Raw genomic sequence first — 22,368 nt, 5'->3', positions numbered from 1 at the left:
TTCCAGGCGACCACCTCCGTGTTAGCGTGACAACGCACATTGTCGTATCAATGTCCGTTGTCTTAGTTTGTGGAGGTTCTCCGATGTCTGTGAACGCGGCACAAGCGCACCACGATTCGTCCCACGACAACGTGGTGAGCATGCACGATCAGGGCACCGACGAGGTGTCCAAGCGTCTGCTCGCCTCGGCGGCTCGGCTCTCGCGCAATGCGATGACCGAGATCGATTGGGACCAGCCGATGGACCCGGACAAATACGGATGCAGTCCCGAGTGGTCGTCGCTGTACGGCACCGACTACTGGGACGAGCTGACCGAGTCGCAGCGCGTGGCACTGACCCGCCACGAGTTCGCGTCGATCATGAACATCGGCATCTGGTTCGAGATGATCTTGCAGGAGATGGTGATCCGGGATCAGTACCTGGGCGATTACCACGACCCGGAGTTCCAGTTCGCGCTCACCGAGATTGCCGATGAATGCCGGCACTCGATCATGTTCGCGAAGGCCTCGCAGAAGATGGTCGGTAAGTCCTACCACCCGTCCAGGTTCGTCGGATGGATGGGCAAGGTCTTCATGCGCACGGCACGTTCCGAGATCGCGTACACCGGAATCCTGGTGGCAGAAGAGATCCTCGACGTCTTCCAGCGCGGCTGCATGCGTGATGAGAAGGTGCTCCCGTTCATCCGCACGGTCAACGAGATCCACGTCCTCGAAGAGTCGCGGCACATGAAGTTCGCGCGCGAAGAGGTCCGGGATGCGATGAAGGGCGTGGGCTGGTTGCGCCGGCAATGGAGCGCACTGGTGGTGTCCATCGCTGCCGCGTTCATCTTCACGAGCATGATCCGTCCGCAGGCGTACGCCGACGCCGGTCTCGATGCCAAGCGGGCTGTTGCCACCCGCCGATCCAACGAACACTTCCACTCGATGGTCCGGAGCAGCTGCGCACACCTGATGAGCTTCCTCGACGAAGCCGGCCTGCTCACCACACCCGCCGCCCGCGTCTATCGCAAAGTCCACATGCTCTGATGTTCGTCATCACCCAAACCTGCTGTAGCGACGCAGCATGCGTGTCCGTGTGCCCGGTCAACTGCATTCACCCGACACCGGAGGAACGCGGGTTCGGCAGCTCCGACATCCTGCACATTGATCCAGAAGCCTGTATCGACTGCGGCGCCTGCGCCGACGCCTGCCCCGTGGACGCGATCTACCCCGCCGACAAGCTGGGCACCCGCGACAAGGTGTTCATCGACATCAACGCGTCGTACTACCGCGACAACACCGACGTGACCTCCGGGTGGACGCCGATCACCTACCCTGTCATCCCGAAATTACCTGCAGGTCAGCGTATTGCGGTGGCCGGAACCGGCCCCTCCGGAGGTTACGCGTTGCGCAGCCTCCTGGACCGCACCACCGCCGACATCACGGTCATCGACAAGTTGCCCACCCCCGGTGGCCTGGTACGCGCCGGCGTGGCACCTGATCACCCCGGCACCAAGAAGGTGCTGCGAGGATTCGACATCCTGTACCGCGACCCGCGGGTCACCCTGGTCACCAACGTGGAGGTCGGCGAAGATGCTGCCGCCGGCCAAATTTCACCCGCCGAACTGGCCGACCACTTCGACGCGGTCTTCTACGCGGTGGGGGCCAGCGACTCCCGGCAGCTCGGAATCCCAGGTGAGGACCTCGACGGCTCGACCTCGGCCACCGACCTGGTTGCCTGGTACAACGCCGCACCGGCAGTCGCCGATGCTCAGGTGTTGCGCCACAACAACACCGGACGCGTCGTGGTTGTCGGCACCGGCAACGTGGCACTGGACGTGGCCCGGATCCTCGTATCGCCTCCCGACCTTCTCGCGACCACCGACATCGCCGACCGGGCGTTGGAGGTCTTGCGGCGCCAGAATGTGCGCGAGGTCGTGCTACTCGGCCGCCGTGACCAGGCCGGAGCTGCCTACTCCGCGGCCGAATACCGAGCGCTGAACTCCATTCCGGGTGTTGATGTGGTGGTGGAGAACGATCCCGCCGTCATCTCTGACGACAGCGGGGTGGCCGACCCGCATGCTCGTCGCATCGTGTTCCGGTTTCACTCGGCTCCCGAGGAAATTCTCGGCGAGTCCTGGGTGAGCGGTGTTCGGGTTCGTACCGGCGCCACCTCCCATGTCATCGCCGCAGACCTCGTGGTGCGATCAATCGGCTACCGCTCCACCCCGATAGCCGGCCTCCCGTTCGACCAGCAACGCGGGGTGTTCCCCAATGTTGATGGCCGCCTACTCGACACGAACGGCGACGTCACCCCGGGCAGCTACGTTCTCGGCTGGGCAAAACGTGGGCCCACCGGTGGCATCGGGGCCAACAAGGTGTGCGCCGAAGCGACGGTGGACAAATTCTTGATCGACGCGGAAAAGGGACTTTTGTCCGGTCGATCGCACGGCCAGAGGCACTTCGACGCACTGCTCCGACAACGCAAGGCTCCGGTGATCGGTTATCGGGGCGTGCGAGCCATCGACCGCGCCGAACGGCGGCGAGGCGAAGAGCTCAACCGCCCACGGGTGAAGTTCACGTCTGTACCCGACATGGTGAAGGCGGCGGGGATACGCAAGCGCTGAGCGAGCGTCGGTCCTGCCGAGGCCTCGAGTTCAGATGAGCGTCTTCAGCAGGGCTTTCAACTCGGTCGCCGTGTGCTTGAGGGGAGTTGTCGATCTGGTCGACTTGCTCAACATCACCGCGCCTTCGAGCGCTGCAAGAGTCAGTGTGGCGAGACGTTTGCCGCGGGCTCGTGACACACCCTCGTTGACGATCACCCGTTCGAGCCCGAGCATCCAGGCGTTGAACCAGCGTCCTGCCGCCTCCCCCAGTTCGGCGTCGGCCGGCCCCGCGCCCACCGCAGCGCCCGCGACCGGGCATCCCGCGGCAAAGTCACTGGTCTCGAGCAGATCGGTCCACCAGCGAACGAAGGTGTCGATGGCAGCGATCGAACCGCGCTTCGCGGCCGATTCGATGACGCCGTTGATGATGGTGCCCGCATAGTCCAGCGCTTCGGCGACGATCTGCTGCCGCCCCTGCGGGAAGTGGTAGTAGACCGAGCCACGCGGCGATCCGCTGCGTTCGAGCACCGCATCCACGGTGACACCGGCGGCTCCACGCTCACGCATCACCTCGACGGCGCCGATCAGCATCCGTTCACGCGTGCCCTGACGCTCCACTGTTCTCCTCCGCGACGCAGCCGGTCATATGTCGTAATGGATACTACGTAACAGCTACGACGCAGAGTTCAAGATCGACCGGTCAGGATGGTCCGTCAGGCCCGACGGCGGTGGTCGCGGCAGACGATGTCGCCGGCCCGGAATCCTTCCTCGGGTTCAGGATGAGACATGTTGTGGTCGCATGCGCGACCAGACGCCCTTCGTCGTCGTGCACCTTGCCTTGCGCCGTCGCAACGGTTTTGCCCACGTGGATGATCTCGCCCGTCGCTGTCAGCGTGCGGCCCTGCGTCGACACCGAACGAATGTAGTTCACGCCCAACTCCAGCGTTGTATACCCGACCCCCGCCGGGAGAGTTGTGTGCACGGCACAACCCATCACGGAGTCGAGCAGGGTCGCCGCGATGCCCCCGTGGACGCTCCCGAGTGGATTCGCGAAGTCAGGCGCGGTGGTGACTTCCACCGTGACCCTACCCAGATCCACCTCGGTGAACTTCATGCCCAGCAGCCGACCGATCGATGGAACATCCTGCAAATCAGCATTTTTGATCCACTGCAGGACTTCCAAACCGGTCATCTCTGCGAAGTTGTCATGCGCCACTCTGTTCTCCCTTGTTGCTGATCGACGAGCAGGTCGCCCCACCGAGGACTTCCGATCCGGCGTCCTCCGTGCTCTACTATGCCATACAACATAACAACGGTCATTGACTTATAAAGAAGGTCCTTCCGCAATGTCACACGGTCCAAACGCTTTTTTCCGATCCACCGGCGCGTTCTGCGCACGCCACAGGTGGTGGGTGATCGGTTTCTGGGTTGCGTTGGTGGTCGGGCTGAACCTGGCAGTTCCGCAGATAGAGCAGACCGTGTCGGAAAAATCCGCCGCGTTCCTGCCCGAACACATGCCGTCCGTCGACGCGTTGCGCGACATGTCGACGGATTTCGGCGCTCCAGCGTCCACAGCTGTGGGCAGTGTGGCTCTCGCCAACGACGGTGGGATCACCAGTGCCGACGAAGACTATTACCGACAGCTGATGGAAGTTCTGTCCGGCGACCATGAAAACGTCGCCTACGTACTGGACATGTACGGCAATCCTGCCACCCGCGCTGCCGCGATCAGTGCAGACGGCAAGGCAGTCAACGCCCTGGTGGTGGCCGAGGGCGACGTCGGCAGCACGCGCGCGCATCACAGCACGGTCGAAATTCGTTCGACAATCGACTCGATACCCAAGCCCGACGGGCTGACGGTTTATTACACCGGGGCCTCGCCGACCCTGGCCGATCTTTTTTCCTCCATCGATCTGTCGCTGCTCATCATCACGGGAGTGTCAGTTGTACTCATCACCTTGATGCTGCTGATCGCCTACCGTTCGTTGGTCACCGCCCTGATCCCGTTGGCGACCATCGGTTTCGGACTCGGTGCCGTGCGGCCCATGGTCTCGTTCCTCGGCGCGAATGAACTGATGTCGATCTCGAACTTCTCGATCGCCATCATGACGGCGCTGGTGCTAGGCGCCGGCACCGACTACGCGATCTTCCAGATCGCGGGCTACCACGACGCCAGGCGCGCAGGTGAAGATCCGGACGCGGCCGTTGCGACCGCAAGTGCGCGGGTCTCCCCGATACTGGTTGCGTCGGCCCTGACGATCGCTGCTGCTGCGGGCGCCATGATCTTCGCCGAGGTCGGGATGTTCAAGACGGCAGGTCCGCCGACCGCGATCGGGGTGCTGCTGGCGATGGCGATCTCGGTGACGCTCACACCGGCGCTGATGGCCGTGGCCGGGCGCCGCGGTCACATCGAGCCCAAGGCATCGACCGAACGTCGCTGGCGTCGACGTGGTGCGACGATCATTCGACACTCGGGCCCGCTGGTGGCGGTGTCGATGGTGGTTCTCGTCGCGTTGGCAGCGATGGTTCCCCTGTTGCGCGTCAGTTACGACGAAGAGTCGGTTCAGCTCTACGCCAACGACTCCACGCGCGGCTACGACAAAGTGCTCGAACACTATGGCGTCAACGAGATCCTGCCCGAGTACCTGATCATCCGGGCCGACCACGACATGCGGAACACCAACGACCTGGCGGCGCTCGAACTCGTGGCGATGTCGGTGTCGAAGTTGCCCGACATCGCTTATGTCCGGTCGATCACTCGACCCGATGGCTCACCGATCCCCGAGGCGTCCACCGGATATCAGGTGGGCCAGGTCGGCAATCGACTCGACGATGCCCATCGGCAGATGGTCGAGGCCACACCGGAGTTGCAGCGACTGGCATCCGGGGTGACTGCACTTCGCGACGGCGCCGACAGCGCGCTGGGACAGTTGCCACTCTTGGTCGACGGCACCAGTCAGGTTGTGGGACTGGCCGGTGGTGTGCTCGACGCGGTGGACACCGCGTCCCGAATAGTGGCGATCGCTTCTGATGGCCGCCTCTCCCTCCCCCAGGGAGTCACCGAACTTGCAACCCTTGCCGACACGCTGAGTCTTTTGGTCACAGCGGTTTCCACGAGCAATGCGGAAACTCTGGCTGCCACCGAGCAACTCGGCGACGTGTTCGGCCCCATGCTCATGACCGTGCCCGACGCACAGTGCCAGGCTGATCCCACATGCCTGGCGGCGCGGTCGGCGTTCAGCCTGTTCGACAAGGCCACGGGCGGGAAAGCCTCACGGACGTTGCAGCAGGCCGTGAACTTGTCGGGTGTGCCGGGCGAGGTCATCGACAAGGCACAGGCATTGCTGCCTGAAATCGAGACCGGGCTGAGTCAGGTCAAGGTTCTTCTCGATGGGCTCGGGGGTAAAACCCCGGAGCAGCTGCGTTCTGAGCTGGGTGCCCTGACTGCGGGGATCACTGAACTCTCGACGGGAATGACACAGCTGGCCGAAGGGCTTCGCCAGGTCAAGGCCGGCACCGACAAAACCGTGTCGCTCACCGGGCAACTCACCGCCGGGCTCGGCGAAGCCGGAGACTACCTACAGACGATGGCTCGAGACACGACGTCGGGCCCGGGGGCTGGTTTCTACCTTCCTGCACAGGGTCTCGAAGATCCGCGATTTGTGGCGGGCACAAAACTCTTGCTGTCACCCAACGGCAAGACCGCGCGGATGCTCGTGGTGCGCAGCATCAACCCGTACGGCCATGAAGCGATTCGCACGGTGCACCACATCGCGGACACTGCCCGGACGGCAACCACCGGAACGGTTCTCGACGGTGCGGAGGTGAGCTCGACCGGTCTGACCTCGTTGTCTGCCGACATGAATGATCAGGTCAACAGAGACTTCGCACTGTATGCCGTGGTCGCAATCCTGGCGGTGTTCCTGATCCTGGTCGTGTTGCTCCGCAGCATTCTCGCGCCACTGCTCCTGGTCTTGACTGTGCTGCTGTCGTTTGCGGCGACCGTTGGGTTGTCCATTCTCTTCTGGCAGTACGGGCTGGGTATCGATCTCGATTGGTCCGTCGTACCGTTGGCGTTCATGGCGCTTGTCGCCGTCGGCGCGGATTACAGCATGCTGTTTGCATCCAGGATTCGCGAAGAATCCCAGACCGGGATGATCGGAGGGATCATCCGCGGCTTTGGATCGACCGGTGGTGTGATCACCACGGCCGGTGTCGTTTTCGCTGTCACAATGTTTGCCCTCATGAGTGCAACCGTGATCAATCTTCTCCAATTCGGTTTCACCGTGGGTGTCGGGCTCATCCTCGACGTAGTGGTGGTTCGGTCGGTCCTGGTACCGGCCGCAATGGCCGCGATCGGCAACCGCATCTGGTGGCCTGCGAAAGTATGACGACCCGCCGCTTCTGGGTGGTGGGCGTTTCGGCGTAGCGTCCATCACTCAGCCCTGTCGGCGAGTTCCGGACGGCCCGCGAGAACAGCGGCCAGGTTGTATCCGCTTATACGCAGTGGGTTCTCGCGGGTACCTGGAGTGCCGTGGTCCTCCTGCGCCCGCGAATACTGACCGTGGCTGTCCACGCCGTCGCGGTGCACGTTGTCTGCAGTCGTTCGCTCGTCGGTGGACAACTGGATGAAGTCCGAAGCGAACGGGTTGGGTCCGTGAATGCCCTCTCTGGCAGCCAGGTTGATCCACCGATCGTCGGGGTCGTTCATCAGGTACGCGTGCCCGTGTTCCAGTCCCAATTGTGAAGAGGTGTTCGCGTACACGCCCGGACTCCCGTAGAACACGGTGTCATCGACGTACTCATGCGCTCCTGCTTGCATGGCCAGCGACGCCGTCGTCGATCCGTAGGAGTGCCCGTTGAGTACAAGGTGCTGCTCGGCCTCGGAATGGTCGCTGGTCAGACCCAGCGAACGCGTGAAGTCGACGAGGCTGTCTGCGCCGGCTTTCGCTTTGCCATCCCCGAGTGCTTCCCACGGGGCACCGTCGTTGACGTCGGGGGTGTCGTACCCGATCCACGCCACCGTCGAGACGGCTTCTCCCTCACCGCCGGTGGTCGCGAGGATGCCTAGTGCTTCGCGGCGCAATGCGCCCGCCTCACTTGTCATGGTGCCGATCGACCTCGCTTCGGTGTTCACTCCGGGCACGGTCACGCTGACGTGGCGCGCTTTGTCTGGATCCCCTACCGCCACAGCGGCTTTTGTCTCTTTCCCGTCAGGCTGAAAGGTCAGTAGGAACGCTTGCGCTCCGGTGTCATTGTGATCAACGCGGTAGTCCCCGTTCAGCGCCGTTTCGATGGCGCGCAAACTATCGAGCTCTTCGCGCTTTGCCGCCAATCGTGAGGCGAGTGCGTACTGACCCCGGGCGCCGATGTACGCCCTGTCGAGCGCGGCGAGTTCGGCCTCCACTCGTTGCGTCCGCGCCACCAGCGCGATCCGATTGGCAACGTCGCGCGAGGCAGCGTCCACACCGTCGAGGTTTCCGATCAACCCTGGATACTCCGCGATCATCTGCTGCTTCTGCGCTTCCGGGAGCGCCCGCCACCAGGCGTCGACCTCTTCGGGCGACTTGGTGTCCATGTTCGGCCAGGTGGGCGCAGTCAGGGATGCACCTGCCCGGCCGGACTCGAACGCCTCTGTGAGCGAGCCGAACTCCGGATAGGCGATCTCGCCGGCCACGATCTTGCGCAGGACAGACGCGGTGTCGTTGTCGATGTCCTTGGCCTGGACGACGAGCGCTCGCGCACGGACCAACAGGTGCCTTTTCGTCTTCTCCCGCTCTGCCCGTTCTTCGCCCGTCAGGTCCGAGTGCGCGGGGGCCATCTGCGACGCATCATCGACTGTCGGCGGGGGATGGATCACCATGTCTGCATCGGATGCGTCGGCGCGAAGGAGCGTCAACGCCGACTTCAATTCGCCGACGGCGATACTCGTCTGTCGGGCCAACTCCGACGCCGCGCCCAACGCAGCTGCCTCGTCGTTGAGCGATGTGGACACGGATCGGAACGATTCCCCGGCCGCGGTTGCTCCTTCGCCTTTCCACCCAGGAGTCGCCGCGACCTTGCGCAACATTGCGTCGGCGTCGACCACAGATGTGAAGCGGCCGTTGAGTTCTGCGACCAGCACGTCGAGTGCGGCAGTGTCCCAGTTGTCGATGTCGGTGAGATCCACGACTGCGCCGCCCGCTACAGCCGCAGCCCGGTCGAGGATTGTTCGAAAGTGCCTGCCGCGCAGTCATCGACCGACCCATACGACGCCGCGGCTCCCGCCAGGCCCGTGGCGAGCCCTTCCAGCGCACCCACCATCTCGCCGGCCCGCCGATCGAGCGTTGTCACGTAGGCGACGAACTCCGCCTGCGTCGAGGTTCCGAAGCCGTTGACGCACAGAGCAATATGACGTCCCGATCGTTCCATTGCCACTCCCAGGTCTTCGCCCAGAAGCGCCGCTTCCCTACCCCACCGCGCAAGGCCGATCGTGTCGACCTCAGCATGTGATTGATTCCCCACAGTTCCCCCGAACCTCGCCCGAACCCAGTGGCGTTAGGACGCCGGCTCGAACTCGACGGTTCCAGACGGGATGGCTGCGCCGCATTCTGAACACCCCGACCACAACGCGGTCAATCGGTGGCGGGCCAGGGCACCTGCAAGAGAACTCGTCACGCCGACGGTTTGCCCGCCACCAGGTCTTCGATGTCGAGGCCCCATCGCCCGAACGTCTCGTCGAACTTTCTTTCGTGCTGCTGCGCGCGACCGAGCTTGTCGCCGGAATACCGTTTGCGAGCCCACCTCGACTTCGGCCTGGCGAGGCGCAACGCGCCGATCCAGGCCACGGGAGGAATGAACGCGCCGATCGCAGCCGTCTGGTACTTGCCCTTCTCGACACAGAACAACAGTGAGAGGATGTGGAACGGAATGGTGCCGAGCAGGACAAAGTGGCCGGGCGTCCCGACGTTCGACACAACGGGATCGATGCCGAGCAGCACCAGTCCGAGGAGTGAGCCCGTCAGGGCGACCACCTGCACCGACAGCTGGCCCTCGGCGGACCAGTAGACGTCTTGCAGGTGCAGGATCATGGCGAACTCGTCGAGCACCAGTGACGATCCGACCCCGATCATCACCGCACTGACCTCAGCCCATGGTGAGTCACCGTGGACAGCCACCGACAGGAATCCCCCACCGATCGTGGAGATGATCCCGGGGACAGCGTGATGGATGTGCACGCCGCCGGCGACGTTGTCGTGGAAGGGGCCGCGCCCGGAGCGAATCATGCGGGTGATGGTCCGGGTGACCACAAACGTGATCATGAACGAGGCGAAGAGCAGCAACATCGGCAGCCTGGTGCCGTCTACCAGGCCCTCGAGGAACGACATGGCTAGAAGCTACAGCGATCTTGCTGAGATACGCTCGACCGCGTCAACAGGCCCGGTGAGGAGACAGCGCTGAACGATCAGACGGTGGTCCCGGCCGAGTCGCGTAGGTCGAGGTTTCGAGTCGGCCCGAACGTGGATGCGGTCGCCGTCGCCGTGCTTGCGTTTGTCGTCAGTTTCGTCGGCATCGGCAATCCGTCCTTCTGGTACGACGAGGCCGCCACCATCTCGGCGTCCACCCGCTCGATCTCCGAGCTGATCGATCTCGTCTCGTCCACCGACTCGGCCCACACCTTCTACTACGTCCTGATGCATGGCTGGTTCGCCGTCTTCCCAGAATCGGAGGCGTGGTCGCGGCTGCCCAGCGCCGTCGCGATCGCTGTCGCCGGTGCGGGCGTGGTGGTGCTCGGCAAACTGCTCTCGCGTCGCGCCGTCGGCGTGACCGCCGGCATCGTCTTCGCGATCCTGCCACGGGTCACGTTGGCGGGCATCGAGGCTCGTCCTTACGCCCTGGCCATCGTGGTGTCGACATGGCTGACCATCGTCCTGATCGTCGCCATCCGACGCGGGGTCACGTCCTGGTGGCTGCTCTATGCGGTTCTGGTGGTGTTGTCGGTTCTTGTCAACATCCACCTGTTATTGCTGGTACCGGTTCATCTCATCGCCCTGGTCATGCTCGGCAACAACCGGAGTCAGCTCCGTGCCTGGGGGCTGTCGACCGTTCTTGCCGTGGTACTGCTCAGCCCCTACCTCGCATTCATGCGGGCCAAATCCACCCAGCTCAGTTGGATCGACCCTCTCGACGGGCGTGTGTTCGGCAATGTCCTGCTGACTCAGTACTTCGATTTCTCGATCGCCTTCGCGGTGGTGGCCTTCCTGCTGCTGGGCAGCGCCGTGGTGCTGTTCGTCGCCCGGCGAGAGTGGATCGCCACCGGCGGCATGCGTGCTGTGGTCGTGCTCTCGATCGTGTGGATCGTGATTCCCACCGTCGGGTTGCTGTTGTATTCGTTGATGTCGCAACCCATCTACGTCGATCGGTATTTGTCGTTCACTGCGCCTGCGATGGCTCTGCTGATTGGGGCCTGCGTGGTGGCCATCGCGCAGAAGCCTCCGGCCATCGCCGCTGTGCTCGTCGTCATGGCGATCGCCGCGACGCCCAACTGGATCGATCAGCGCGGTGACTACGCCAAGTTCAAGATGGACTACAGCCAGGTCGCCGACCTCATCGGAGCGCAGGCTTCGCCCGGCGATTGTTTACTGCTCGACGACACCGTCTCGTGGGAGCCCGGCCCCATCCGCCCGCTGCTAGCCGCGCGGCCAGAGGCGTATCGGGGCCTGATCGATGTCGGGCTATGGCAGCAAGCGCGCCCCGGGGGACTGCTCTGGGACACCAACGTGGCACCCCATCTGCGCCGTGCCCAGATTCGTGCCTGCACCGTCATCTGGACCATCTCGGAGAAAGACAAGAGCTTGCCGGCGCACGATGCGGGTCCCGCACTGGACCCAGGGCCCCGCCTCGGCCCGACCATCGCCTACCGCGTGCCTGCACGGATGGGCTTCCATGTGGTCGAACGCTGGCAGTTCAACATCAGTCAGGTGACGAAGTCGGTGCGTTGACCGAGTCGAGCCGGTAAGTCAGCTGGGTGTCGGCCCGGTCTTCTCGGTCGACGGATCCACCGTCACGGTCCCCCGCCAGCCACCCACCACGCGCATCACGTGGTAGATCAGCAGGGCTGCAACGGCGCCCAGTGCGATACCGCCGAAGCTGAGGTCGCCGACGACCCAGGAGAAGTCGGCAATGCCGATCACCAGGGCGATGGCCGCGGTGAACTGGTTGACCGGTTTGGAGAAGTCCACTTTGTTGGTCACCCAGATGTGTACGCCGAGTATTCCGACGAGGCCGTAGAGCGCGGTGGTGACGCCACCGAGCACGCCGTCCGGGATCGCTGCGATGACGGCACCTACCTTGGGCGACATTCCGAGGATGATCGCCGCAACGCCGGCGACCCAATATGCCGCTGTCGAGTAGACCTTCGTCGCGGCCATCACGCCGATGTTCTCGGCGTAAGTTGTTGTCGCCGAACCGCCACCGCTGCCGGCGAGCACCGTGGCAACACCGTCTGCTGCCAGGGCGCGGCCGATGCGGTTGTCGTAGTTGAGACCGGTCATAGTGTTGATCGACTTGACGTGCCCGATGTTCTCGACAACCAGCACCAGCACCACCGGCAGGAACATCGGCAACACCGAGAGGTGGAAAGTCGGAGTGGTGAAGTCGGGCAGCCCAACCCAATCGGCCGAACCGATCTTGCTCGTGTCCACCTCGTCTCTCGCCAGCGCGAACAGGTAGCCGAGCACCACACTGGTGAAGATGGCCAAACGTCCGAGGAGTCCCCGGAACAGGATGAGTGACGCGATCAGCAGAACGAGCACCACGGTCGCCGTGATGGCGTCCTTCTCGTAGTTCGCCTTGGCTGTCGGCGCAAGATTGAGCCCGATCAGAGCGACAATCGTGCCGGTCACCACCGGGGGCATCAGCGCTTGGATCCAGCCGGTGCCGGCGTACTGCACCACCACGCCGATGATGATCAGTAGCGCACCGACCACCACGATGCCGCCGAGCGCTGCCGATTCGCCATTGGACGCAGTCGCGGCGAGGACGGGCGCGATGATGGCAAAGCTCGAGCCCAGATAGCTCGGTAGCCGGTTGCGCGTGATCAGCAGGAACAGGATGGTGCCGATACCGGAGAAGAGGAGGGTTGTCGCAGGCGGGAACCCTGTGATCACCGGAACCAGGAAGGTCGCACCGAACATCGCGACCACGTGCTGCAGGCCGATGCCTACAGTCCTGGGCCAGGTCAGCCGTTCATGGGGTGCCACCACGTCCCCGCTACCGGCCACCTGCCAGCTGAAGAACGACGGCGACTTCTTCTCGAGATGTTCGTTCGGCATGGCCATCAGTCTGAGGCATCCACAGGCGGCATCGGTGCATTGACCGGGTAAGTGGCGGCCTTCCGGCTCGGCTCATGTCCCGAACTCCACTTCCTCCGACTGCAGCCACACCCTCCGACTGCAACCGGAGCAACTGCACGAAGTCGGAGGAAACACGGGCGACGCCTGCAACCCCTTCGCACCCGGGGCCCAAAACCTCCGACACCAGCCACACCCTCCGACTGCAACCGGAGGAACCACACGAAACCGGAGGAACCACAGCCGACGCCCACAACCCCTTCGCTCCCGGGTCCCAAAACCTCCGACTCCAGCCACACCCTCCGGTTGCAACCGGAGCAACCACACGAAGTCGTAGGAAACACGGGCGACGCCCACAACCCCTCCGCTCCCGGGCCCCAGGCCCTCCGACACCAGCCACACCCTCCGGTTGCAACCGGAGCAACCACACGAAGTCGGAGGAAATGCGGCCAACGCCCCACTCCCTCCGACTTCTGCAGCACGCTCCTACCCAGCCACTTCAACCACCGACCCACTCACCGGACGTCTGGTCTGCAACCGCCAGATCGCGTGTTCGGTGTGAATACTGTTCCACCCCTTTGTCTTCGCCACGTCACGTATCCACCCACTGACCGATCGCGCGTCGACCTCACCTACCGGAAGCTCGAGCACGTCGGCCACATACTCGACCACCAGTCGATTCGCCTTCGCACCCGGTATCCCGGCGAGCATCAGCACGTACGCCCACGTCACGCCCGACCGCTGGCCGGGCACCTCACGCCACGACTTGTTGACAACATCGATAGCGTCGGACTCTGCTGTCAGCCGCAGTTCTTCGACCGACCGGATCCCCAGTCCGACAAGGCGGCTCGCGCCGTCTCGAACGGCCTCGGCCTTCAACGGCGCTCCTGGCGTCGTCGACGTCGGCCTACGGTTGCCGATCTGTTCGGCCCACGCCTGCGCGCTACCCAGCTCGTCGAACGTCGCGAGCAACTCCGCCGGCCCGTCGAGGTCCGCATCCCCACCCTGCCCCGATCGATACGTGCGGTAACGCTCGACGATGTTGGCCACCTGACCGTACTGAGCACCGGTTGAGTAGATCGAGTCGATGATGCACAGCGCCAACGACTCTGGATACGCCCTCGGCTTGATCCACAAAGCCTCGTCTCCCAGATCGCGCTCGCACGCGTTCACCAACGCTTCGATCCGAACATCCACCCCTGACGACATACTGCTCCCCCTTGATTGACGTCACCCATCCCCATGGGCAACACGTGGGGAGACCGTAGCGCCGGCCTACGACAACGGGGACCGCTCAGACGGCGGCGTTCTCCGACTTCCGGTGCCGGATACCGAACGCCGTGTACACCGCAGCCAACGCGGACACGATGACCAAGAGAGTCAGCCCGACCGTATAGCTGTGATCTTCGGCGTTGTACGTGGCTCCCATGACCAACGGTGGGAAGAAGCCGCCGAGTCCGCCTGCAGCACCGACAATTCCGGTCACGGAGCCGACGCGCTCCTGCGGCGCCTCCTTGGCCACCCAGCTGAACACCGATCCCGAACCGAGACCCATACATACGGCCATCAGCACGAAGTCGAGGCCGGCAGGAATCTCCAGGGGAGGTTTGGTGAGCATCCAGATCGCCAGGACGGACGCCCCGGCACACGAGATCACGGTGATGAGACGGGCTCCGAAGCGATCCGACAGGATGCCACCGAGCGGGCGGGCGACCACCGCCGCGATCGCGAAGCCGGCGGTGCGGGTTCCGGCTGCCTCCAGGTCGAATCCGTACACGTCGTTCAGGTAGGTCGGAAGGTACGTCGAGAAGGCGACGAACCCGCCGAACGCCGCAGCGTAGAGGAATCCCATCTGCCAGGTGATCGGCAGTTTGGCAGCGCCGATCAGCTTGGGCACCACCGCATCGTGATTCGCCGACCAGCGGGGTGAGTCCCGCATCAGCATCCAGCAGACAGCAGCGACCACCACGAGTGCCACAGCGATGATGACGTGGGTGGTGACGTATCCGAACCACTGGACAAAGCGCGGCGTGAAAAACGCCGACAGTGCTGTGCCGCCCATACCCGCGCCGAAGATGCCGGTGGCGAACCCTCGCCGCGACTTGTCGTACCAGGCGTTCACGAATGGGATGCCAACAGCAAACGAGGTGCCGGCGATACCGAGGAAAAAGCCCGCAATCACCAGGATCGTGTAGTTGTCGAAGTGCCCGCCGATGGCCACCAGGATGACGAACGGCACTGAGGCAAGGAGCAATACCGGGAACATGATTCGTCCGCCGAGCCGATCGGTCAGTGCCCCGGTGAGGATCCTGCCCAGCGAGCCCACCAGGATAGGGATGGCCACCAGCACCGACTTGGCTGTCGACGACAAGTCCATGTCGGCGGTATACCGAACCCCCAACGGACCGATCAGGTTCCAGGCCCAGAAGCTGATGGTGAACGCGGTGGTGGCGAGAACAAGATTGAGTGTCTGCGCGCGCCGGTCCACCGGTGCTTCCGTCCCTGTCGACATCGTCATCGTTCACGGTCCTTCACTCCGACCGGCGCCCATCCGCGCCGATACTGTTGGTTGCCAGGGGACGAATGCTGGTCACGGCTGCGGTAGACGATGTACGGCCGGAACAGATAGTGCACGGGTGCGGTGAACATGTGCACCAGCCGGGTGAACGGCACCATTGCGAACACCAGCATTCCGACGAGCACGTGGATGTGAAACCGCAACGGCGCGTTGTTCATCGCTGCAACGTCGGGATTGAAGTAGAAGATGGAACGGAACCATGGCGAGACCGTTTCCCGGTAGTTGACACCCTTCTGCCCAGGCACCACGCCGAGAAAAGTGCAGTACAGACCGAGCAGCAACGCGGCGGTGAGAACCAGATACATCACCTTGTCGTTGCGTGTGGTCGCCATGAACACCGGTCCGACAGTGCGACGCCGATAGATCAAGATGACCAGACCGGCCAAGGTGCACACGCCCGCGATGATGCCGAAGAACGCGGAGTTCAGATGGTAGAGGTCTTCGGTCACTCCCACTGCCTCGGTGAAGGATTCGGGGATCACCAGGCCGATGGCGTGGCCGATGATCACCACCAGGATCCCGAAATGGAAGAGGGGGGATCCAATGCGTAGCAGCCGCGATTCGTACAACTCCGACGAACGCGTGGTCCAGCCGAACTTGTCGTATCGGTAGCGCCAGATGGTGCCGCCGATCAGAAGGGCCAGAGTCAGGTACGGGACGACGCCCCACAGGAAGATGTCCACGTCTCACCTCGTCTCCGCGATGGGTAGCAGGCGGGGGTCGAACGGTTCGAGGCCAACCGTTTCCATCGGGATGGACGGTCGCATGGCCATCGCGGATTGACGGTCCGTCGGCGAGGCGCCAGGCACTGTCGAGCACACAGCGGTCAACACATCGACATAGGGCGAGCCCGCATCCAGGAGGCCGAACCGGATGAGTTCCAGAGCTGCTCGGTACCTGGTGAGGAGTTGCTGGGCAACGGCAGGATCAGCGCGGGCGCAGTATTCGAGCACGACGGGTAGATGGTCCGGCAACTCACCGTGCAGATCGACGAGATACCCGCTGTCGCGGTACATCTGCTTGAACTCGCCCAACACTGCTCCCCTGCGCCTGGTGTCCCCATCGGTCCAGTACGACAGGTACAGCGTCCGCTTGTTCGACAGGTCGAAGACGTCGACGTACTCGCGGCGAATGGCCTCGGCGTCAGCACTGGCCAGATACTCGACGAAACGATGCAGCGACCTGGCGGTGTTTCGGTCGGGATGCTCGTCGAGAGCCGCCTGCAGCAGTGCAACTTTCGACAACAACTGTTCATCCGGATAGCTCAGACACCACGACGCGACCTGATAGATCACCCGGTGGTCGATACCGCGCGTACCGCGTAGCCATCTCATCGCTGCTCCGAAGGTCCGGGGAACATACCGTTCGGCACACCGTTGCCGTCCCAGTTCAGCAGATTCACGCGGCCTGCCATGCTCGCCTCCCCCGCTGCCGTATTGGTGGTCTGCCGTTGCTTGAGAGCGTGGAACGTCTCCACCGACACCGGCGCCGGGCGACCACTGGCCTCTCCGAACGCGCCGGACTCGAACATCCCGGGACCCTCTTCGTAGTCCAGCGCACATGCCATTTCGTCGAGTTGCTCGGCCTGCTCGAGATGGGCAGTCGGGATCACGTAGCGGTCTTCGTATTTGGCGATGGCCATGAGGCGGTACATCTCGTACACCTCTTCTTCCGACATACCCACTGCCGCGGGGATATCAGGATTCGGCTCCCGGCCGAGCGTGACGTCACGCATGTAGGCGCGCATACCGGCCAAGCGCTTGAGAACCCTGTCGATCACCTCGGTGTCTCCCGCAGTGAACAGTTCAGCGAGGTATTCGACCGGGATGCGTAGAGCGTCGATCGCACCGAACAACGTGCCCGGACTCTCGGCATCGTGCCCTTGATCGGCGAGCAGGTCGACGATCGGCGAGAGCGGCGGGACGTACCAGACCATCGGCATGGTGCGGTATTCCGGATGCAGGGGCAGCGCGACGCGGTACTTCTTGGCCAGCGCGTACACCGGTGACCGGCGGGCAGCCTCCAGCCAGTCGTCGGGGATCCCATCTCTCCGGGCAGCGGCGATCACCTCAGGGTCGTGGGGGTCGAGCAACAACTCGAGTTGTGCTTCGTACAAGTCTTTTTCGTACGGGGTGGAAGCAGCATCGGTGACAGCATCGGCGTCGTAAAGGAAGATGCCGAGATAGCGCAGGCGCCCGACGCAGGTCTCGGAGCACACCGTCGGCTGGCCGACTTCGATGCGCGGGTAGCAGAGCGTGCACTTCTCGGCCTTGCCCGACTTGTGGTTGAAATACATCTTCTTGTAGGGACATCCGGTGATGCACTGGCGCCAACCACGGCACTGGTCTTGATCGACCAGGACGATGCCGTCTTCACTGCGTTTGTAGATGGCACCGCTGGGGCAGGAAGCCATACACGACGGATTGAGACAGTGCTCGCAGATGCGCGGCAGGTAGAACATGAAGGTCTGCTCGAAGCTGAACTTGATGGCTTCTTCGGACTCGCGACGCAGCTTTTCCACTATGGGATCGAGATCGCCGTATGAGGTTGAGCCACCGAGGTTGTCGTCCCAGTTGGCCGACCAGCTGACCTTGGTGTCTTCACCGGTCAGCAGCGACTTGGGCCGGGCAACCGGAAAGTCGTCCCCGAGCGGGGCGTTGATGAGCGTCTCGTAGTCGTACGTCCACGGTTCGTAGTAGTCGGCGATAGTGGGTTGTACGGGACTGGCGAAGAGGGTGAGCAACTTCTGCAAGCGTCCGCCGGTGCGTAGGCGCAGTTTGCCTTTCGCGTTGAGATGCCAGCCGCCTCGCCACTTGTCTTGATCCTCGTACTGTCGCGGATACCCTTGACCGGGCCTCGTCTCGACGTTGTTGAACCAGACATATTCGGTGCCTGCACGATTGGTCCATGCCTGCTTGCAGGTCACCGAGCACGTATGGCACCCGATGCACTTGTCGAGGTTCATCACCATGCCCACCTGAGCCATGACTCGCATCAGTACGTCACCTCCTGGCTGCGCTTGCGGATAGTCGCGACCATGTCGCGCTGGTTGCCTGCCGGACCCAAATAGTTGAAGGCGTACGACAATTGGGCGTATCCCCCGATGAGGTGCGTCGGTTTGACCAGTAGACGGGTGGCCGAGTTGTGGATTCCGCCGCGGCGGCCGGTCGCTTCGGATTTCGGGACGTCGATGGTGCGTTCTTGCACGTGGTAGACGTAGGCGACGCCGGCAGGCATCCGGTGGCTGACGATGGCGCGGCACACCAGCACGCCGTTGGCATTGACGCACTCGATCCAGTCGTTGTCCGCTACGTCGATCGCAGCAGCGTCCTCGGGGCTGAGCCAGGCTGTCGGACCACCCCGCGACAGCGACAGCATGAAGAGATTGTCCTGATATTCGGAGTGGATGGACCACTTTGAGTGCGGGGTGAGGTACCGGACCGTGATCTGTTGCGCACCATCAGGTCCGAGCCGCGGTTCACCGAACAGGCGGTGCATGTCCAGTGGCGGTCGATAGATGGGCAGCGCTTCACCCATGTCGATCATCCAGTCGTGGTCGAGGTAGAAGTGCATGCGTCCGGTGAGGGTGTGAAACGGCTTGAGCCGCTCGATGTTCACCGTGAACGGCGCATACCGGCGACCACCGGTTTCCGAGCCGGACCATTCCGGTGAGGTGATCACCGGAACCGGGGCACGCTGGGTATCCGCGAACGTGATCCGCTTCTCTTCCGAGCCGCCCGCGAGGTCGTCGAGGCGTTTGCCCACTCGCTTCTGCAGCTTCTCGAATCCGTCCACGGCCACCGCACCATTGGTGGTGCCCGAGAAGGTCAAGATTGCTTCGGCGAGTTTGACGTCGGTGTCGAGGGCTGGGCGGCCATCAGCGGCGCCACCGAGCATCACACCGTTGACGGAGGCCAGGTGTTCACTCTGCTCGGCCAGGTCGTAGGTGACGTTCTTGACCGTGAAGCCGAGCTTGTCCACCAGCGGCCCGACGGCAGCGAGCTTGTCGGCGATGGCGGTGTAGTCCCGTTCCACCACGGTGAAGTTCGGCATGTTTTTGCCTGGCGTTCCCGGGTCGGGGGCGCCCTGCCAATCCATCACCCGGCCGTGCGGCTGCGCGATCTCACCGGGGGTGTCGTGCTGCATCGGAACGCTGACCAGGTCATGCCGGACTCCGAGGTGGGTCTTGGCCAGAGCGGAAAACTTCTCGGCCAGCGTGTGAAAGAGATCGAAGTCGGACTTGGCTTCCCACGGCGGATCGATCGCGGGCGAGAAGGCGTGCACAAACGGATGCATGTCGGTGGACGACAGGTCGTATTTCTCGTACCACGTGGCGGCCGGAAACACGATGTCCGACAACAGTGTTGTGGATGTCATCCGGAAGTCCGCCGACATCAGCAGGTCGAGCTTGCCCTCGGGGGCCTCGTCGTGCCACTTCACGTCGCGCGGCCGGGGCGTCTCCGGATTCTCGGTGCCCAATACGTTGTGGTGTGTACCCAGCAGGTGACGCAGGAAGTACTCATTGCCCTTGGCCGACGACCCCATCAGGTTCGAGCGCCACAGCACCAGAGTGCGCGGCCAGTTCTCTGGTGCGTCGACGTCGGTGATCGCCGGGGTGAGCCCACCGTCGTGAAGCTTCTCGGCCACATAGCCACCGACGGAGTCTGCAGTCCCGGCGTCCACCGCAGCATTCGCCTCATCGGCGAGATCGAGTGGGTTGCGGTCGAATTGGGGATAGAACGGCATCCAGCCAAGACGAGCCGATTGTGCGATGGCATCGGCGGTGTGTTCGTGGTCGAGAGTCCCTCGGGACAGCGGCGAAGCCAGCGAGGCCGCTGAGTAACCGTCGTTGCGCCATTGGTCGGTGTGCATGTACCAGTACGACGTTCCCGTCATGGTGCGCGGCGGCCGCGACCAGTCGAGCGCGTTGGCCAACGAGATCCATCCGGTGATGGGTCGGCACTTCTCTTGTCCTACATAGTGAGCCCAGCCACCACCGTTGCGGCCCATGCAGCCGGTGAGGATCAGAAGCGACAGGATGGCGCGGTACGTGGCGTCGCCATGGAACCACTGGCAGATACCGGCTCCCATGATGATCATCGAGCGCCCACCCGAATCGATCGAGTTGGTGGCGAACTCACGGGCCACCCGGATCGCCGCTTCGGCAGGCACTCCGGTGATCTCGGCTTGCCACGCCGGCGTGTACGGCGTGCTGACGTCGTCATAGCCGGTGGGCCACTCCCCCGGCAGGCCGTCGCGAGCAACGCCATATTGGGCGAACATCAGGTCGAAGACGGTGGTGACCAGCGCTCCGTTCACCCTCGTCGCCGGAACACCCCGTCGCAGGACCTTTCCGGAGCCATCCGGGGCGTCGAACGCTGCCAGCAAGATCTCGACGGCGTCGGTGCCGTCGCGGCCGAGCAGGGTGAGGATCGGTTCGATTTTGCCGAGGTCGAGATTCCACCGGCCCTCTCCCGACTTCGCGAACCGGAAGCCGAGCGATCCGTTCGGCACCGCGGGCTCACCGGTGTTCTTGTCGAGAACAACTGTTTTCCACACGTCGTCCTCGGGCGCCGCACCGTCGGGCAACATCGCGAGTTCGTCTGCGGTGACGAACTTTCCGGGTACGTACGCCCCGTCGTACTTGTCGAGATGAATGAGGAACGGCAGGTCGCTGTAAGTCTTGATGTAGTCGTTGAAGAACGGCACCGAGTCCCGAGCGAAGAACTCGGTGAGGATCACATGGCCCATCGCCATGGCGAGCGCCGCGTCGGTACCTGCCTGCGCGGGTAGCCATTCGTCGGCGAACTTGCTGTTGTCGGCGTAGTCGGGGCTGACGGTGACGACTTTTGTTCCGCGGTAACGCACCTCGGCCATCCAGTGCGCGTCAGGCGTGCGCGTGACCGGGACGTTGGAGCCCCACATCATCAGATAGGTGGCGTCCCACCAGTCGCCGGATTCGGGCACATCGGTCTGGTCGCCGAACACCTGCGGGCTGGCGACCGGGAGGTCGGCGTACCAGTCGTAGAACGAGGTCATCACGCCGCCGATGAGCTGGATGAACCGGGTGCCCACACAGTGCGACACCATCGACATCGCTGGAATGGGCGAGAAGCCGGCACAGCGGTCGGGGCCGTAGGTCTTGATGGTGTGGACGTGCGCCGCGGCTGCCATCTCGATGGCCTCGTCCCACGACACCCGGACCAGGCCGCCCTTGCCCCGTGCCTGTTGGTAGGACCTCCGACGCATCGGGTCGCCCACCACGTCGGCCCAGGCGAGCACCGGGTCGTCAATGCGTGCTTTCGCGGCGCGGTACATCTCCACGAGTACACCGCGGGTGTAGGGATGCCGGACCCGTGTGGGCGAATACGTGTACCAGGAGAACGCGGCACCTCGGGGGCATCCGCGTGGCTCGTACTCGGGCCTGTCCGGGCCCACCGACGGGTAGTCGGTCTCCTGGGTTTCCCAGGTGATGATGCCGTCTTTGACGTACACCTTCCACGAACACGATCCCGTGCAGTTCACGCCGTGGGTGGATCGGACAATCTTGTCGTGACTCCATCGGTCGCGGTAGAACACGTCACCCGCACGGCCGCCCTCCCGGAACACCATGCGGCCGTCGTCACTCTCATCCCACCGGGTGAAGAACCTGCCGACGTCGAGGAGGGCCTTTGCTGCCTCGCCCTGAACCCCGTTTGGCTTCATATCCGTTGACCGGGCCATGAGGCCACCATACGAAAATGAAATGTAGTGCACGGTCTTTTCGATACGAAAATCAAGTAACTATCCGGCCAACATAAGATTTCTAAAAGCTGACTTTCTATTGGATATAGTGAATGACATAGGTGGGTTTCACTCGATGTGTCCGGATTTGC

General features: G+C 63.4%; 16 protein-coding genes. 4 read left to right on the top strand and 12 right to left on the bottom strand.

Features of this window, described 5'->3' with window-relative positions; translation table 11 throughout:
• Nucleotides 1–83: 83 nt before the first annotated feature.
• Nucleotides 84–1,025: an AurF N-oxygenase family protein gene (locus tag CSW57_RS04570; RefSeq protein ID WP_099381615.1), complete on the top strand. Its 942-nt coding sequence runs from the start codon at nucleotides 84–86 to the stop codon at nucleotides 1,023–1,025.
• Nucleotides 1,025–2,605, top strand: coding sequence for an FAD-dependent oxidoreductase (locus tag CSW57_RS04565; protein WP_099381614.1), 1,581 nt, complete (start codon nucleotides 1,025–1,027; stop codon nucleotides 2,603–2,605). Before CSW57_RS04570 ends, CSW57_RS04565 begins: the two co-directional genes overlap by 1 nt.
• A gap of 30 nt (nucleotides 2,606–2,635) precedes the next feature.
• On the opposite strand, the gene CSW57_RS04560 is transcribed toward CSW57_RS04565, so the two are convergent.
• Together CSW57_RS04560 and CSW57_RS04555 are read right to left on the bottom strand one after the other, a co-directional pair.
• Nucleotides 2,636–3,175, bottom strand: coding sequence for a TetR/AcrR family transcriptional regulator (locus tag CSW57_RS04560; protein WP_099382046.1), 540 nt, complete (start codon nucleotides 3,173–3,175; stop codon nucleotides 2,636–2,638).
• Nucleotides 3,176–3,284: 109 nt separating this feature from the next.
• Nucleotides 3,285–3,776 carry a PaaI family thioesterase gene (locus tag CSW57_RS04555; protein ID WP_189339161.1) on the bottom strand — a complete coding sequence of 164 codons (492 nt, stop codon included), beginning with the start codon at nucleotides 3,774–3,776 and terminating at the stop codon, nucleotides 3,285–3,287.
• Nucleotides 3,777–3,930: 154 nt separating this feature from the next.
• Between CSW57_RS04555 and CSW57_RS04550 the strand changes: the two genes are divergently transcribed.
• Nucleotides 3,931–6,975, top strand: coding sequence for an MMPL/RND family transporter (locus CSW57_RS04550; protein ID WP_099381612.1), 3,045 nt, complete (start codon nucleotides 3,931–3,933; stop codon nucleotides 6,973–6,975).
• Between the two features lie 44 nt (nucleotides 6,976–7,019).
• On the opposite strand, the gene CSW57_RS04545 is transcribed toward CSW57_RS04550, so the two are convergent.
• The 3 genes from CSW57_RS04545 to CSW57_RS04535 form a co-directional block, all read right to left on the bottom strand.
• Entirely contained in the window at nucleotides 7,020–8,753 is a 1,734-nt protein-coding gene (locus tag CSW57_RS04545; RefSeq protein ID WP_099381611.1) for an alpha/beta hydrolase, read from the bottom strand.
• 14 nt (nucleotides 8,754–8,767) lie between these two features.
• Nucleotides 8,768–8,995, bottom strand: a complete 228-nt coding sequence (locus CSW57_RS04540) for a hypothetical protein (RefSeq protein ID WP_099381610.1) — start codon at nucleotides 8,993–8,995, stop codon at nucleotides 8,768–8,770.
• Between the two features lie 242 nt (nucleotides 8,996–9,237).
• Nucleotides 9,238–9,951, bottom strand: coding sequence for a hypothetical protein (locus CSW57_RS04535; RefSeq protein WP_099381609.1), 714 nt, complete (start codon nucleotides 9,949–9,951; stop codon nucleotides 9,238–9,240).
• Between the two features lie 132 nt (nucleotides 9,952–10,083).
• Between CSW57_RS04535 and CSW57_RS04530 the strand changes: the two genes are divergently transcribed.
• Nucleotides 10,084–11,565 carry a glycosyltransferase family 39 protein gene (locus tag CSW57_RS04530; protein ID WP_099381608.1) on the top strand — a complete coding sequence of 494 codons (1,482 nt, stop codon included), beginning with the start codon at nucleotides 10,084–10,086 and terminating at the stop codon, nucleotides 11,563–11,565.
• Nucleotides 11,566–11,583: 18 nt separating this feature from the next.
• On the opposite strand, the gene CSW57_RS04525 is transcribed toward CSW57_RS04530, so the two are convergent.
• The 7 genes from CSW57_RS04525 to CSW57_RS04495 all read right to left on the bottom strand — a co-directional run bounded on the left by CSW57_RS04525 (nucleotide 11,584) and on the right by CSW57_RS04495 (nucleotide 22,216).
• The gene (locus CSW57_RS04525; RefSeq protein ID WP_099382045.1) at nucleotides 11,584–12,897 is read right to left on the bottom strand and encodes a uracil-xanthine permease family protein; all 1,314 of its coding nucleotides are present in this window, start codon (nucleotides 12,895–12,897) and stop codon (nucleotides 11,584–11,586) included.
• 504 nt (nucleotides 12,898–13,401) lie between these two features.
• Nucleotides 13,402–14,124: a heme peroxidase gene (locus tag CSW57_RS04520; protein ID WP_189339128.1), complete on the bottom strand. Its 723-nt coding sequence runs from the start codon at nucleotides 14,122–14,124 to the stop codon at nucleotides 13,402–13,404.
• Between the two features lie 85 nt (nucleotides 14,125–14,209).
• The gene (locus tag CSW57_RS04515) at nucleotides 14,210–15,433 is read right to left on the bottom strand and encodes an MFS transporter (RefSeq protein WP_370623908.1); all 1,224 of its coding nucleotides are present in this window, start codon (nucleotides 15,431–15,433) and stop codon (nucleotides 14,210–14,212) included.
• Complete coding sequence (gene narI, locus CSW57_RS04510) at nucleotides 15,430–16,176, bottom strand: respiratory nitrate reductase subunit gamma (RefSeq protein WP_099381606.1); 747 nt, start codon at nucleotides 16,174–16,176, stop codon at nucleotides 15,430–15,432. Before narI ends, CSW57_RS04515 begins: the two co-directional genes overlap by 4 nt.
• A 3-nt stretch (nucleotides 16,177–16,179) precedes the next feature.
• Nucleotides 16,180–16,827 (bottom strand): nitrate reductase molybdenum cofactor assembly chaperone, encoded by a 648-nt coding sequence (narJ, locus tag CSW57_RS04505; RefSeq protein ID WP_099381605.1) that lies wholly within the window; start codon nucleotides 16,825–16,827, stop codon nucleotides 16,180–16,182.
• Nucleotides 16,824–18,488 (bottom strand): nitrate reductase subunit beta, encoded by a 1,665-nt coding sequence (gene narH / locus CSW57_RS04500; RefSeq protein ID WP_099381604.1) that lies wholly within the window; start codon nucleotides 18,486–18,488, stop codon nucleotides 16,824–16,826. The genes narJ and narH overlap by 4 nt, the downstream gene beginning before the upstream one ends.
• Nucleotides 18,488–22,216: a nitrate reductase subunit alpha gene (locus tag CSW57_RS04495; RefSeq protein ID WP_099381603.1), complete on the bottom strand. Its 3,729-nt coding sequence runs from the start codon at nucleotides 22,214–22,216 to the stop codon at nucleotides 18,488–18,490. The genes narH and CSW57_RS04495 overlap by 1 nt, the downstream gene beginning before the upstream one ends.
• Nucleotides 22,217–22,368 lie beyond the last annotated feature (152 nt).

The sequence above is a fragment of the Williamsia muralis genome (assembly GCF_002735905.1).
In the GTDB taxonomy this organism is placed as follows: domain Bacteria; phylum Actinomycetota; class Actinomycetes; order Mycobacteriales; family Mycobacteriaceae; genus Williamsia; species Williamsia muralis_A.
This window is presented reverse-complemented; position numbering and strand designations above follow the sequence as displayed.

Bases quoted from the DNA above. Each gene is read 5' to 3' on its own strand.
- CSW57_RS04525 (WP_099382045.1), bottom strand. From the start codon at position 12,897: ATGCCGAACGAACATCTCGAGAAGAAGTCGCCGTCGTTCTTCAGCTGG.
- CSW57_RS04515 (WP_370623908.1), bottom strand. From the start codon at position 15,433: ATGACGATGTCGACAGGGACGGAAGCACCGGTGGACCGGCGCGCGCAG.
- CSW57_RS04535 (WP_099381609.1), bottom strand. From the start codon at position 9,951: ATGTCGTTCCTCGAGGGCCTGGTAGACGGCACCAGGCTGCCGATGTTG.
- narH (WP_099381604.1), bottom strand. From the start codon at position 18,488: ATGCGAGTCATGGCTCAGGTGGGCATGGTGATGAACCTCGACAAGTGC.
- CSW57_RS04565 (WP_099381614.1), top strand. From the start codon at position 1,025: ATGTTCGTCATCACCCAAACCTGCTGTAGCGACGCAGCATGCGTGTCC.
- CSW57_RS04560 (WP_099382046.1), bottom strand. From the start codon at position 3,175: ATGCTGATCGGCGCCGTCGAGGTGATGCGTGAGCGTGGAGCCGCCGGT.
- CSW57_RS04550 (WP_099381612.1), top strand. From the start codon at position 3,931: ATGTCACACGGTCCAAACGCTTTTTTCCGATCCACCGGCGCGTTCTGC.
- CSW57_RS04555 (WP_189339161.1), bottom strand. From the start codon at position 3,776: ATGACCGGTTTGGAAGTCCTGCAGTGGATCAAAAATGCTGATTTGCAG.
- CSW57_RS04520 (WP_189339128.1), bottom strand. From the start codon at position 14,124: ATGTCGTCAGGGGTGGATGTTCGGATCGAAGCGTTGGTGAACGCGTGC.
- CSW57_RS04495 (WP_099381603.1), bottom strand. From the start codon at position 22,216: ATGGCCCGGTCAACGGATATGAAGCCAAACGGGGTTCAGGGCGAGGCA.
- CSW57_RS04570 (WP_099381615.1), top strand. From the start codon at position 84: ATGTCTGTGAACGCGGCACAAGCGCACCACGATTCGTCCCACGACAAC.
- CSW57_RS04540 (WP_099381610.1), bottom strand. From the start codon at position 8,995: ATGGAACGATCGGGACGTCATATTGCTCTGTGCGTCAACGGCTTCGGA.
- narJ (WP_099381605.1), bottom strand. From the start codon at position 16,827: ATGAGATGGCTACGCGGTACGCGCGGTATCGACCACCGGGTGATCTAT.